This window comes from Acidovorax sp. JMULE5, from assembly GCF_013376875.1.
Classification (GTDB): Bacteria; Pseudomonadota; Gammaproteobacteria; order Burkholderiales; family Burkholderiaceae_C; genus Acidovorax; species Acidovorax facilis.
Genome location: NZ_CP035951.1, coordinates 5380752 through 5394883, shown reverse-complemented (window position 1 = coordinate 5394883; position 14132 = coordinate 5380752). Strand labels below are relative to the sequence as shown.

The window sequence follows — 14132 nt, the reverse complement described above, 5'->3', positions numbered from 1 at the left end:
CGCCCCGCGCCAGACAAGGGCATGCCCCCGTGGCGCCTGCGCAGAGCCGGGGCAGCACTGCGCCACCCCCCACACGTGGGCCTCAAAACACCCCCAGAGGCCGCCCCACCTCAGTGCAAATCGACTGGCACAAGCATTGCTTAACTCCAGCAACGACCCCACAGGGTCACGCAATCCACCCGTGCAATGGCGCAGGGGTGGATTGCCCGGACGAAGGCGTCCGCACATGCGGTTTCGACAGGAATTCGAAACGGCATCGTGTGGACGCCTTTTTTGTTTTTCGAATCGCCCAGGCGATAGAACCGACGGAGTCACGATGAAAAAGCTCAAGCTGGTGATGGTAGGAAACGGCATGGCCGGTGTGCGCACGCTGGAAGAGCTGCTCAAGATTGCCCCGGATCTGTACGACATCACGGTATTCGGTGCCGAGCCCCACCCCAACTACAACCGCATTCTGCTGTCCCCCGTGCTGGCGGGCGAGCAGACGATTGACGAGATCATCCTCAACGACTGGTCGTGGTACGCCGACCACCACATCACGCTGCACACCGGGTTTACGGTGACCGACGTGGACCGCGTGCGCCGCGTGGTCAGCGCCACCAGCAAGGATGGCACGGTGGTCACCGCCGAATACGACCGACTGATCCTCGCCACGGGCTCCAACCCCTTCATCCTGCCCATCCCCGGCAAGGACTTGCAGGGCGTGCTGGCCTACCGCGACATTGCCGACACACAGGCCATGATCGACGCGGCAGCCACCTACAAACACGCCGTGGTCATCGGCGGCGGCCTGCTGGGCCTGGAGGCCGCCAACGGCCTGATGAAGCGCGGCATGCAAGTGAGCGTGGTGCATGTGGGCGACTGGCTGATGGAACGGCAGCTGGACGACGTGGCCGGGAAGATGCTGCAAAAGTCGCTGCAGGAGCGCGGCATGCAGTTCTTGATGAAAGCACAAACACAAGAGCTGGTGGGCAACGCCGAAGGCCGCGTGGCCAGCGTGAAGTTCAAGGACGGCTCCGAGGTGCCCGCCGACCTGGTGGTGATGGCCGTGGGCATCCGCCCCAACACCGCCCTGGCCGAAAAGATGCGCCTGCACGTGAACCGCGGCATTGTGGTCAGCGACACGCTGCAGACCACCACCGACGCCCGCATCTACGCCGTGGGCGAATGCGCCGCGCACCGGGGCATCGCCTACGGCCTGGTGGCCCCACTGTTCGAGCAGGGCAAGGTGCTGGCCAACCACCTGGCCGAATTCGGCATCGGCCGCTACCAGGGTTCACTCACGTCCACCAAGCTAAAGGTGACGGGTATCGACCTGTTCTCGGCGGGAGACTTTCAAGGGGGAGACGACACCGAGGAGATCGTGATGAGCGACCCCTTCGGGGGGTGTACAAGAAGCTCGTCATCAAGGACGACAAGCTCGTGGGCGCCTGCCTGTATGGCGACACGGTGGACGGCAGCTGGTACTTCAAGCTGCTGCGCGACGGCCGCAGCGTGACTGACATCCGCGACAAGCTGATGTTTGGTGAATCGCACCTGGGCGACACCGGCCACCAGGGCCAGAGCAAGGCTGCCGTCATGCAGGACAGCGACGAGGTCTGCGGCTGCAACGGCGTGACCAAGGGCGCCATCTGCAAGGCCATCAAGGACAAAGGCCTGTTCACGCTGGATGAAGTGCGCAAGCACACGAAGGCCAGCGCCAGCTGTGGCTCGTGCACCGGGCTGGTAGAGCAGATCATCATGTTCACCGCCGGTGGCGACTACAGCGCCACGCCCAAGACCAAGGCCATGTGCGGCTGCACCGACCACGGCCACCAGGCCGTGCGTGACGCGATCCGCGGCAGCAAGCTGGTCAGCATTGCCGAGGTGTTCAAGTTCATGGAATGGAAGACGCCCAACGGCTGCGCCACCTGCCGCCCGGCGGTCAACTACTACCTCATCAGCACCTGGCCGAAAGAAGCCAAGGACGACCCGCAAAGCCGCTTCATCAACGAACGCAGCCACGCCAACATCCAGAAAGACGGCACCTACAGCGTGATCCCCCGCATGTGGGGCGGGGAGACCACGGCCGACGAACTGCGCCGCATTGCCGATGCGGTGGACAAATACAAGATCCCCACCGTCAAGGTCACGGGCGGCCAGCGCATCGACCTGCTGGGCGTGAAGAAGGAAGACCTGGTCAATGTGTGGAAGGACATCGGCATGCCCAGCGGCCACGCCTACGCCAAGGCGCTGCGCACCGTGAAGACCTGCGTGGGCAGCGAGTGGTGCCGTATGGGCACGCAGGACAGCACCCAGATGGGCAAGGATCTGGAGCGCGCCATGTGGCGCATGTATGCGCCGCACAAGGTGAAGTTTGCGGTGAGCGGCTGCCCCCGCAACTGCGCCGAGGCGGGCATCAAGGACGTGGGCATCATCGGCGTGGACAGCGGCTGGGAGATGTACGTGGCGGGCAACGGCGGCATCAAGACCGAGGTGGCGCACTTCTTCACCAAGCTCAAAACCGCCGAGGAAGTGCTGGAGTACACCGGCGCCTTCTGCGAGCTGTACCGCCAGGAAGGCTGGTACCTGGAGCGCACCGTGCACTACGTGAACCGTGTGGGCCTGGACTACGTGAAGAAGCGCATTTTGGAAGACCACGAAGGCCGCAAGGCGCTGTGGGAGCAGCTGCAGTTTGCGCTGGACGGCGAGCCCGATCCCTGGGTCGACTTTGACAAGGCGGCTGTGGACACCCGCCAGTTCGCGCCCTTGAGCGCCTGATCGCCCAAGTCCAGAGAGAACCCCACCATGCACCGCAGAACCCTTTTGACCGCCGCCAGCTGCGCCGCTGCCTGCAGCGCCCTGGCCCCGTTGGGCAGCGCCCACGCCCAGGTCACCGACCTCAACGACGCCATCAACAAGGCCGGGCGCCAGCGCATGCTGAGCCAGCGTGTGGGCAAGGCCTGGCTGGCCCTTGCCCACAAGGCCGACACGCCCACGGCACGCCAGGTGATGGAGCAGTCCATCGCGCTGTTCGAGCGCCAGCTGGTGGAACTCAAGGCCTATGCGCCCTCGCCCACCATCCGCGAAACGTACACCAAGCTGGAAACCGCCTGGGCCGCCCACAAGACCACGCTGGCTGCCGCCACATCGTCCACCGACAATGCCAGCGCCATGCTGCAAGCCGATGCCAAGGTGCTGGCCCTGGCCCATCTGGGCACCACGCAGTACGAGGCGGCCTCGGGCAAGCCCGTGGGCCACCTGGTGAACATTGCAGGCCGCCAGCGCATGCTGAGCCAGCGCATGGCCAAGTTCTACCTGGCCGCCATGCTGCCAGTGGACGCGTCCACCGCCACCACCGAAATCGCCAAGGCCCGCAGTGAATTCATCGCAGCCACCGAGCTGCTGCGCAATGCCCCCCAGGCCACCAACCGCATCCGCCAGGAACTGCAGCTGGCCGACGGCCAGTGGGTGTTTTTTGACGCTGCGCTGCAGCGCATGCAGGGCGGCGGCAACGTGAACCGCCAAGTGGCCGAGGTGTACGTGGCCAGCGAAAACCTGCTCTCCAGCATGGACCGCGTGACCGGCATGTATGCGGCGCTGGCGGCCTGAGCCCACCCGGAGACTTCCTCAAAAAAATAACGAGCCGCCCCACGATGACCCTGGCAGGCTCGCCGACAACATCCAAAGACACCGAAGGAACCACGATGACCACAACACCCACCCCGCAATGGAAGCTGATCTGCCGCGTGGACGACATCCCCGTGCTGGGCTCGCGCCGTGTGGCGCGCCCACAGGGCCTGGATGTGGCCGTGTTCCGCAACGATGCCGGGGGCGTGTTCGCACTGCTCGACCGCTGCCCTCACAAGGGCGGCCCGCTGTCGCAGGGCATTGTGTTTGGCACGCAGGTGGCGTGCCCGCTGCACAACTGGACGATTGGGTTGTGCGATGGGCAGGCGTCGGCTCCCGACGAAGGCTGCACGCCTAAGTTCGCCGTGAAGGTGGAAGATGGCGCGGTGTATCTGGATGCCCTGGAGCTGGACGAGCATGCGCTCGACCTGGCACGGCCAATGGCAGGCCCGGTGCGGCGCGGCCTAGCGGCCTGAACACCCCGCAACGTCCATCGAACACCAAAGCTATTAAATACATAGCTATCAGCGCTTTTCCATCAAGCGCTAGAGCCCAAAAACATCTGGAATCCACGCCATGCAAGAAACGAAATCCACCTGCCCCTACTGTGGCGTAGGCTGCGGCGTGATCATCGAATCCGAAGGCGCGCAAATCACCGGCGTGCGCGGCGACCCCACCCACCCCGCCAACTTTGGCCGCCTGTGCACCAAGGGCTCGACCCTGCACCTCACGGCCAGCAGCCCCATCACGCTGCAGACCCGCTTGCTGCAGCCCCTGCACCGAGCGCAACGCAGCGATGCTCCCCAGCCCCTGCCGTGGGACGCCGCGCTGAACCTGGCCACCGAAAAATTCGCAAACACCATCCAGAACCACGGCCCCGATGCCGTGGGCTTTTACGTGAGCGGCCAATTGCTCACCGAGGACTACTACGTCTTCAACAAGCTCGCCAAGGGCCTGATCGGCACCAACAACATCGACACCAACTCGCGCCTGTGCATGAGCAGCGCGGTGGCGGGCTACAAGCAGACCCTGGGCGCCGATGCGCCGCCTGCCTGCTACGACGATGTGAAACATGCCCAGTGCCTGTTCATCGTGGGCAGCAATGCGGCCTGGGCGCACCCCATCTTGTTTCGCCGCATTGAAGACGCACGCGCCGCCAATCCCGGCATGAAGGTCATCGTGGCCGACCCGCGCCGCACCGACACGGCCGGCATGGCCGACCTGTTCCTGCCCATCCAGCCCGGCAGCGACGTGATGCTGTTCAACGGCATGCTGCACCTGATGCTGTGGGAGGGTTGGACGGACGCCGAGTACATCGCCGCGCACACCACGGGCTTTGACGAGCTCAAGGCCCTGGTGCGCGACTACACACCCGAACGCGTGGCGCAGACCTGCGGTATCAGCGTGGCCGACCTGACCACCGCCGCCAAGTGGTTTGCGCAGTCCAAAGCCACGCTCAGCCTGTACTGCCAGGGCCTGAACCAGAGCAGCAGCGGCACGGCCAAGAACGCAGCGCTCATCAACCTGCACCTGGCCACCGCACAGATCGGCAAGCCCGGCGCGGGCCCGTTCAGCCTGACGGGCCAGCCCAACGCCATGGGCGGGCGCGAAGTGGGCGGCCTGGCCAATCTGCTCAGCGCCCACCGCGACCTAGCCAATCCCCAGCACCGCGCCGAAGTGGCCGCACTGTGGGGCGTGGCCGATGTGCCGAGCAAGCCGGGAAAGACGGCGGTGGAGATGTTCCAGGCCGCCGCCGACGGCGAGATCAAGGCGCTGTGGATTGCCTGCACCAACCCCGCGCAGAGCATGCCCGACCAGGCCACCGTGCGCCGCGCGCTGCAGCGCGCCGAGTTTGTGATCGTGCAGGAGGCCTTTGCCACCGCCGCCACCTGTGCCTATGCCGACCTGCTGCTGCCCGCCACCACCTGGGGCGAAAAAACCGGCACGGTGACCAACAGCGAGCGCCGCATCTCGCGCGTGCGCACTGCCGTGCCCGCACCGGGCGAAGCACGCCACGACTGGGCCATTGCGGTGCAGGTTGCGCACCATCTGGAGGCACGCCTGCGGCCCGGCCAGCCCACGCTGTTCCCCTACACCACGGACCATGCCGACCAGGGCGCAGAAACCGTGTGGAACGAGCACCGCGAAAGCACACGCGGACGCGACCTGGACATCACCGGCCTGTCGTGGGACATGCTTGAAACTGCAGGCCCCCAGCAGTGGCCACTGCATGAAGGCAGCACCACCGGCAAGGCCCGCCTGTACGAGGATGGCGTTTTCCCTACCGCCGACGGGCGCGCCCGCTTTGCAGCACATGCCTGGTTGCCCACGGCCGAACAACGCGAATCGCGCTACCCCTTCAGCCTGACCACGGGCCGCCTGCGCGACCAGTGGCACGGCATGACCCGCACCGGCACGCTGGGCCGCCTGTTTGGCCATGTGGCCGAGCCCAGCGTGCAGCTGCACCCGCAGGACATGGAGCGGCGCGGCCTGAAGAACGGCGACCTGGTCTATGTGACGAGCAAGCGCGGCAGCATCGTGGTGCCCGCGCAGGCCGACACCACGATGGGGCTGTCGCAGGCCTTCATGGCCATGCACTGGGGCAGCGAATTCTTGAGCGGCTGCTCGTCCACCGGCGAGCGGCTGGCGGGCGTGAATGCGCTCACCACCTCGGCGTATTGCCCCACTTCCAAGCAGCCCGAGCTCAAGCACGCGGCCGTGAAGGTGCTCAAGGCCGAACTGCCGTGGACACTGCTGGCCATGGCGTGGCTGCCCGCCGACAGCGCCCAGGCCACGCGCGAGGCGCTGTCTGCGCTGATGGCGCAGTTCCCGTTTGCGAGCTGCGTGCCCTTCAGCAACAACACGCCGCTGGGCGAACCCGGGCGCGAGCGCGTGGGTGTGCTGCTGCGCGCCGCTGCACACGAGGCACCGCCCGACGCCACTGTGGAGCGCATCGAAGCCCTGATGGGCCTGGCCACGGCCGACACGCTGCGTTATGCCGACAAGAAACGCGGCCAGCGCCGCGCCGCGCGGCTGGCACGCCACGGTGACACCACCACGCTCGAAGGCATTGTGCTCGCGGGCGACACCAGCGCCGAGGGCTGGCTCAAGACCCTGCTGCAGGAAGAACTGCCCGCGCAGACTTATGGCCGTCTGCTATTGGTGCCCGGCGCCAAGGCCCCAGTGGCAGTGCAGTCGCGCGGAAAATCGGTGTGCACCTGCTTCAACGTGACGGACACCGCCATCACCGCCGAGCTGGCCCACTGCCACGGCACCGACGACGACCGCCTGGCCCAGCTACAGGGCAAGCTGCGCTGTGGCACCAACTGCGGCTCGTGCCTGCCCGAACTCAAGCGCATGGTGCGCGCTACGGGGCCACTGGCGTCCAAGCCCCTGGCGCAGGCCACCATATAACCAAAAGTTCTCTGGGTTGCGAGAAAATAGCCTTCAAACCAACAAACCCCACCAGGACTTGTGCAACAGGGCTGCAGCCAGGCGCTTTCGGCACAGACAGTACGCCTGTACGGCAAGCCGAAACAACGACGCTGAAGCCCTGTTACACAAGTCCCGCCACCAAAGACCATGGCCATCGCCCAGTACATCAAGGAAATCGGCCGCGGCGCGCGCGGCGCCAAGCCACTGTCGCGCGAGCAGGCCACCGACCTGTTCGGCCAGGTGCTGGACGGTCAGGTGAGCGACCTGGAGATCGGCGCGTTCTGCCTGGCCATGCGCATCAAGGGGGAGACGTCCGAAGAGATGTGTGGCTTTCTGGATGCCACGCACCAGCGCCTGGCCCTGCTGCCCGCCACCGACCGCCCACTCATCGTGCTGCCCAGCTACAACGGCGCGCGCAAGCTGCCGGTGCTGACGCCGCTGCTGGCGCTGCTGCTGGCGCGCGAGGGGCTGCCCGTGCTGCTGCACGGCATGCGCACCGAGGCGCGGCGCATTTTGGCATCCGACGTGCTTCTAGCGCTTGATGTACCTGCGCTAACAGCTCCTGAAAAAATAGCAAACGGCACCGTGCGCCATATCCACACCCAACACCTGCACGCAGGCCTGGCGCGCCTGCTCTCAGTGCGCGAGGTGGTGGGCTTGCGCAACCCGGGGCACAGCGTGGTCAAGCTGATGAGCCCGTGCGCGGGGCCGTCGGTGGTGGTCACTGCGTACACACACCCCGAATATTTCGAGATGCTGCAGACCACCTTTCGCACACTGGGCGTGAGCGCGCTGCTCTCGCGCGGGCTGGAGGGCGAGGTCGCTACTGATCCGCGCCGCACACCGCGATACGACGGTTTTGTGCACGGCGTGCACGCGGTGCTGGAATCACAGCAGCCCGGGACCGCCAGCGAGGTGCCCGGCTTACCCACCGAGATCGACGTGGCCACAACGGCCAGTTACACCCGCTGCGTGCTGGCGGGCGAGTTGCCGATTCCGCCTGCGATTGAGCGCCAGGTGGAACATATCTTGCGACTTGCGGAACAAACCAATTCGGAGACATCCCCATGAGCCGCCCCACCCACACCAACACCCTGCCCCCTTCCAAGCCCCACCTCGGAACGGGCGGCAGCTGCACGCTGGTGGGCGCTGGCCCCGGCGACCCGGAACTGCTCACTATCAAGGCGCTTAAGGCCATCCAGGCCGCCACCGTGCTGCTGGTGGATGACCTGGTGAGCGACGCCATCGTGGCGCACGCCTCGCCCACAGCCCGCATCGTCTACGTGGGCAAACGCGGCGGCTGCAAGAGCACGCCCCAGGCCTTCATCGAGAAGCTGATGCTGATGGCGGTGAACGAGGGCGAGAACGTGGTGCGCCTCAAGGGCGGCGACCCGTTCATCTTCGGCCGGGGTGGTGAAGAAGTGGAGCACCTGCGCGCGGCAGGCGTGCCGGTCACCGTCATCAACGGCATCACGGCGGGCCTGGCGGGCCTGACCTCGCTGGGCGCGCCGCTCACCCACCGCGAGCATGCCCACGGCGTGGTGTTCGTCACCGGCCACGCCAAGCCCGGCGATGCTGGCACCGACTGGCGCCAACTGGCCGCCACGGCCCGCGACGCCAAGCTCACGCTCGTGATCTACATGGGTGTGAGCGGCGCTGCCACCATCGAGCAGGAGCTGCTCACCGGCCTGCCCGCCAGCACGCCCGTGGCCATCATCCAGCACGCCAGCCTGCCCCATCAGCGCCACGCGGTCACCACATTGGGAGCCCTGCACGCCACCATCGCGCGCGACGGGCTCGCCAGCCCCTCGGTGATCGTTGTGGGGGATGTGGTGCGGGGTGTGGCGCTGGCGTCGCAGGATGCCCCCGCTGGCGCCCCGCTGGCGCGCCGCGCTGTTTAGAACTCCACAAGGCAGGGTTTTCCGGCGCACCGGCAACTCTGGTGCACGGGGTGCGCCATGCCGGTGCCCTCTGTCCCACATCCCCCACTACCCCAGGACGGACAGGCTCCCTGTTTGCGCTCCTTGCTGCCTGGCGCGTGCCCCGCCCTGCACGGATGCACCAACGACACAGGCGGCGCGCGCACAAGTCTTGTTTGCCGCGCGCATCCTGCACATTGGCCCGGGTATTGCTTGAAACATGTATCTGAATGCAATGAGCGAAAGGACCCCCATGGCAGCCTATTCCCTTTCCCCACGCACCGGCACCACTCCAGCGCCCTTCACCCCGTCGATGGCCACATCGTTGGCACCCCGTGACAACGAGATGTCGCTGGTCAACCTCGCCGCGCGCCAGCGCATGTTGTCCCAGCGCATGGTTCTGCAGACCGTGCTGGCAGCGGGCGGCAGCGACTTGCACCTAAAAGCTGCGCGCAGTTCACTGGCCCTCTTCACCGCCAGCCAGGCGCGGCTGGTGGACACGCCTCGCCACCTTGAAGCCGCCGACGCCGAACGCATCCGCAAGGTGTATCAAGGCCCCAGCGGCGTAGGCGCCACCATCGACGCCTTTGCACAACAGGTGGGCACCGTCCTGGACTTCACGGAACGTCGCAGCCCACGTGTCGAGGAAGTGTTGGACCGCCTGGTGCAAACCACCGACAGCGTGCTGGAAGCACTCAACGCCGCCACCACCGTGTTTGATCAAGTGGGCAAGGCCAAGTCCGAAACCCTCATGAAAGAACTGGCGGGCATCGTGGCTTCCATCCAGACAGTGGCCCGCGAGGCCAAGGTGGTCAGCTTCAATGCCCAGGTCATGGCCGCCCGCGCAGGCCAGCACGGACGGGAATTCGCGGTGGTGGCCAACGTACTGTCGGGTATCACCAACGAAATAGACGGCCTTTCGCTACAGGCAGTATCGCTGGCTGGACGCAGCCGTGGCGCAGCCTGAAAAGGGCGCAACAGGCACTTACAATTGACAGCCATTGGAAACGGTGGCCGATGGGCAGAGCGCCCACACTCAGCCCACCACCGGGCCGTAGCCCGGCTGCAGCGGGCCTGTCCTCTTTCACGCCAGACACACAACACTTTCGGGAGATGCGTAAGCCATGAAGATCACCACCCTGTGCAAGAGCCTGGCGTTGGCCGGTTGCCTGTTGGCAAGTACCAGCATGGCCTGGAGCTACGAAATCAATGCAGGCAAGGTGCTGGACGGTGCGGGCAAGGCCATCCAGCTGCGCGGCGTCAACTGGTTTGGCTTTGAGACCAACAACCATGTGGTGCATGGCCTGTGGGCGCGCAACTGGACTGAAATGATCACGCAAATGCAGGCCCAGGGCTTCAACGCCGTGCGCCTGCCGTTCTGCCCCGCCACCCTGCACGGCTCGGCGCCGCCCAGCAGCATCGACTACGGCCGCAATGCCGACCTGCAGGGCCTCTCGGCCATCCAGGTGATGGACAAGGTGGTCACGGAACTGAGCAACCGTGGCATGTATGTGCTGCTGGACCATCACACCCCCGATTGCCAGACCATCAGTGAACTCTGGTACACCCAGAGCTACAGCGAACAGCAATGGATCAGTGATCTGACCTTTGTCGCCCAGCGCTACGCAGGCGTACCCGGCGTCATCGGCATCGATATCAAGAACGAACCCCACGGCGCCGCCACCTGGGGCACGGGCAACAACGCCACCGACTGGAACCGCGCCGCCGAGCGCGCAGCCGCTGCCGTATTGCCGCTGGCTCCCCATTGGCTAATTGCCGTGGAAGGCATCGGCGAGAACCCCAGCTGCTCGGGCAGCAACGCGCACTTCTGGGGTGGCAACCTCGAACCTCTGGCCTGCACGCCCCTGAACATCCCCGCCAACCGCCTGCTGCTGGCGCCGCACACCTACGGGCCGGATGTCTACGTGCAGCCTTACTTCAATGCTTCGAACTTCCCGAGCAACATGCCGGCCATCTGGGATCAGCATTTTGGCCAGTTCGTGCAGGCCGGTTATGCCGTCATGCTGGGCGAGTTCGGCGGCAAATTTGGCCGGGGCGATGCGCGGGATGTTCAGTGGCAGAACGCGCTGGTGGACTACATGGTCGGCAAGGGCATGCGCAGCGGCTTCTACTGGTCGTGGAACCCCAACAGCGGCGACACCGGCGGCATTCTGGACGATGACTGGACCACCGTGCGCACCGACAAGGTCCAGTTGCTGCAGCGCCTCTGGGGCGATGGTTCGACGCCAACAACACCTACGACGCCAACCACTCCCACAACGCCGACAACGCCCACCCCACCGACGCCTACCGGTGGCTTCTCGGTGCAGGAAATGATGGACAGCGTCTGGAACGCAGGCTATTGCCAGCGGGTCCGCGTCACCAACCAGGGCACCGCCGCTGGCAACTGGGCGATCACCATCCCGGTGAGCGGCACCATCAACAATCTTTGGAATGCCACATGGACGCAGGCTGGCAGCAACCTGAACGCGTCCGGTGTGGACTGGAACAAGACCCTCGCCCCCGGGGCAGCTGCCGAATTCGGTTTCTGCGCCGCGCACTAGGAGTGTGGGCGGCAGAAGGCATCGAAGCGAAACGTGCGAAAACCGAGGATCGCGTGGTGCTACCGACAAGCCCAGGGTGGGCCCCTGGGCGCAGGAGGTGGTACCACGCGAGACCGGTTTATCGCGCGTTGCAGCCGATGCTCCTTCTGCTGCCCACACTCCTAGGCAACTTTCGCCCCCATGGAACCAGGGCTCCTGCCATGCAGGGGCCCTTTTTTTTGTTCCGGGTTCTCGACCTACCCCCCGGCGGTCTCGCGCACCTGCCGGAAACGCTCCGCCAACTCCTTGCGCAAGGATTTGCGCAGCAGTGCCGCATCCCAGCGGCGGCGTTCGTCGGGCGTGGAAGGCGACAGCGGCGGCACCTGCACCGGCTTGCGCGCCTCGTCTACCGCCACCATCGTGAAGAAGCAGCTGTTCACATGCCGCACCACCTGGGAGCGGATGTCTTCGGCCACCACCTTGATACCTACCTCCATCGATGAGGAACCGGTGTAGTTCACGCTGGCCAGGAAGGTCACCAGCTCTCCCACATGGATGGGCTGCAGGAACATCACCTGGTCCACACTCAAGGTCACCACATAGCAGGCCGAATAGCGGCTTGCGCACGAATAGGCCACCTGGTCCAGCAGCTTGAGAATGGCCCCGCCGTGCACATTGCCCGAAAAATTGGCCATGTCGGGGGACATCAGCACCGTCATGCTGAGTTGGTGTGAAGGGATGTTCATGCCGCGATTTTAGGGCTCCCCCGTGTCGCAGGCGCAACGCTGCGGGCCGCTACACTCGCGCCACACAAGCCAGATCACGGCCCATCAAAAAAGCCAAGCAGGCCGGGAGGCCAGAGGGGAAACCATGCTCGAAATCGACAAGCTCAATGAATTCACCGAGAGCCATGGCGCGCTGCGTACCGGGCGCGGGCTGGTGTCGGGCGTGATTGCACTCACGCTGGCCATCCTGTGTTTTCTGGGCGTGCTGGCCTTCCACTTCCCCGAGTACCTGACGACACCACAGCTGCGCAAGAGCTACGACGTGACGGTGATTCGCACCATCATGCTGACCGCCATGGCCATCGCGGGGGGCATCTCCCTCGTCAACATCCTCTTCAACCGTTCGCGCTGGCTGGCCACGTTTGCCTTTGCCATGGTGGCGCTGGCGGCGTTCCTGGGCGGCCACAAGGTGGAGGTGGACCCAAACTTCCCTGACAACACACCGTACATCGGCCTGGACTGGTTCATCCTCGACCTGCTGGGCAGCTCGCTGATCTTCATCTTCATCGAGAAACTCTTTGCACTGCGCAAGGACCAGCCCATCTTCCGCGCCGAGTGGCAAACCGACTTCCACCACTTCATCGTGAACCACATGGTGGTGGGCTTTGTGCTCCTGGCCACCAACCTCATCGTGCACAAATTTTTTGGCTGGGCGGCCAACGACGGTATTCGCGGCTGGGTACAGGGCCTGAACTTCTGGGTGGCGCTGTTCCTCATCGTGCTGGTGGCCGATCTGGTGCAGTACTGGACGCACCGTGCCTACCACGAGGTGCCGCTGCTGTGGCGCCTGCATGCGGTGCACCACAGCGTGAAAAGCATGGACTGGATGGCCGGCTCGCGCCAGCACATCCTGGAGCTGCTCATCACCCGCACACTGGTGCTGGCGCCCATCTACGTTCTGGGTTTCAGCAAGGAAGTGATCGACGCCTACATCGTCATCGTGGGCTTCCAGGCCGTTTTCAACCACGCCAACGTGAGCGTGCGCCTGGGCCCGCTGCGCTACGTGCTCGTCACGCCCAACTTCCACCACTGGCACCACAGCCAGGACCAGGAGGCGCTGGACAAGAACTACGCGGCGCACTTTGCGTTTCTGGACTACCTGTTTGGCACCGCCGTCAAAAGCACCAAGCTCTGGCCCGAACACTACGGCGTGCTGGGCGACTACGTGCCCAACGGGTTTGTGAAGCAGTTCAAGTTTCCGTTCACATGGAAGGGCTGAGAGGCTGATTCGCCTCCCCCTCCCCACCTAAGAGGGCTACAGCTTGCCGAGTTCGGCTTCGAGCGCTTTGAGCTGGTTGCGCAGCTCCTCGGTTCGGGCCTCACACGCGGCTTTGTCCTTGCCCGCTGCAGCCGCGCGTTCCTGCGCGAACTGGGAGCCTTGTGCCAGGGTGCTGCGCCGCAGCGGGCCTGCATGGGCCACTGCGGCATCCGGTGCCGTTGCCGCGCATTCCTGCTGGTTGCGTTCGAGGGCCGCGCGCGCCTGAGGCACGCCCTGGTTCTGCAGATAGTGTTTGCGCTGCCAGGTGGGGCCGAAGGCGCCCTCCTTCGCGGTGGAGGGGCCGGGAGGAACAGGGGTGGCGCCCTGCATGGCTGGCTTCACCTCGATCTTCTCGCCCTGGCCCAGGCAAGGGCCATCCTGGAACGACACCTTGCCATCGGCATCCGTGCATTTGTTGACGGCCCAGGCCGGGGCCAGAAAGCCCAGCACCAGGGCGCAGGCGGCACAGCGTATCGGATTCATGGAATAGTCCTCGGCGGGTGGATGCCACATGCTACCGCGCCGCGCACGACCGGTTCAGAGCCTCCTTGGTGGCATCGAGGCCTTGACCGACACCAACAAG

The 14132-nt window shown here is 65.2% G+C and carries 10 protein-coding genes and 1 pseudogene; 9 read left to right on the top strand and 2 right to left on the bottom strand.

Going from position 1 to position 14132, the window contains the following annotated elements:
* The first annotated feature begins 316 nt into the window (after positions 1-316).
* The 8 genes and pseudogenes from nirB (at position 317) to EXV95_RS24470 (ending at position 11527) form a co-directional block, all read left to right on the top strand.
* Positions 317-2760: pseudogene (gene nirB / locus EXV95_RS24505) on the top strand (nitrite reductase large subunit NirB).
* 27 nt (positions 2761-2787) lie between these two features.
* Positions 2788-3591 carry a type IV pili methyl-accepting chemotaxis transducer N-terminal domain-containing protein gene (locus tag EXV95_RS24500; protein ID WP_121419395.1) on the top strand — a complete coding sequence of 268 codons (804 nt, stop codon included), beginning with the start codon at positions 2788-2790 and terminating at the stop codon, positions 3589-3591.
* A gap of 95 nt (positions 3592-3686) precedes the next feature.
* Positions 3687-4085, top strand: a complete 399-nt coding sequence (gene nirD / locus EXV95_RS24495) for a nitrite reductase small subunit NirD (protein ID WP_176888848.1) — start codon at positions 3687-3689, stop codon at positions 4083-4085.
* A 100-nt stretch (positions 4086-4185) separates the two neighbouring features.
* Positions 4186-7023: a nitrate reductase gene (locus EXV95_RS24490; RefSeq protein WP_176888847.1), complete on the top strand. Its 2838-nt coding sequence runs from the start codon at positions 4186-4188 to the stop codon at positions 7021-7023.
* Between the two features lie 168 nt (positions 7024-7191).
* On the top strand, positions 7192-8115 hold the full coding sequence (gene ybiB / locus EXV95_RS24485; protein WP_176888846.1) for a DNA-binding protein YbiB: 924 nt from the start codon (positions 7192-7194) through the stop codon (positions 8113-8115).
* The gene (gene cobA / locus EXV95_RS24480; protein ID WP_176888845.1) at positions 8112-8945 is read left to right on the top strand and encodes a uroporphyrinogen-III C-methyltransferase; all 834 of its coding nucleotides are present in this window, start codon (positions 8112-8114) and stop codon (positions 8943-8945) included. Before ybiB ends, cobA begins: the two co-directional genes overlap by 4 nt.
* 271 nt (positions 8946-9216) lie before the next feature.
* The gene (locus EXV95_RS24475) at positions 9217-9930 is read left to right on the top strand and encodes a type IV pili methyl-accepting chemotaxis transducer N-terminal domain-containing protein (protein ID WP_176888844.1); all 714 of its coding nucleotides are present in this window, start codon (positions 9217-9219) and stop codon (positions 9928-9930) included.
* A 157-nt stretch (positions 9931-10087) separates the two neighbouring features.
* Positions 10088-11527, top strand: a complete 1440-nt coding sequence (locus EXV95_RS24470) for a cellulase family glycosylhydrolase (protein WP_176888843.1) — start codon at positions 10088-10090, stop codon at positions 11525-11527.
* A gap of 236 nt (positions 11528-11763) precedes the next feature.
* Here the strand turns inward: EXV95_RS24470 and EXV95_RS24465 are convergent, their stop codons facing one another.
* Positions 11764-12252: an acyl-CoA thioesterase gene (locus EXV95_RS24465; RefSeq protein ID WP_010459986.1), complete on the bottom strand. Its 489-nt coding sequence runs from the start codon at positions 12250-12252 to the stop codon at positions 11764-11766.
* Between the two features lie 124 nt (positions 12253-12376).
* Here EXV95_RS24465 and EXV95_RS24460 point away from each other — a divergent pair, with 124 nt between their 5' ends.
* Positions 12377-13510, top strand: a complete 1134-nt coding sequence (locus tag EXV95_RS24460; RefSeq protein WP_055400204.1) for a sterol desaturase family protein — start codon at positions 12377-12379, stop codon at positions 13508-13510.
* Between the two features lie 36 nt (positions 13511-13546).
* Here the strand turns inward: EXV95_RS24460 and EXV95_RS24455 are convergent, their stop codons facing one another.
* Positions 13547-14032, bottom strand: coding sequence for a DUF4124 domain-containing protein (locus EXV95_RS24455; protein WP_176888842.1), 486 nt, complete (start codon positions 14030-14032; stop codon positions 13547-13549).
* Positions 14033-14132 lie beyond the last annotated feature (100 nt).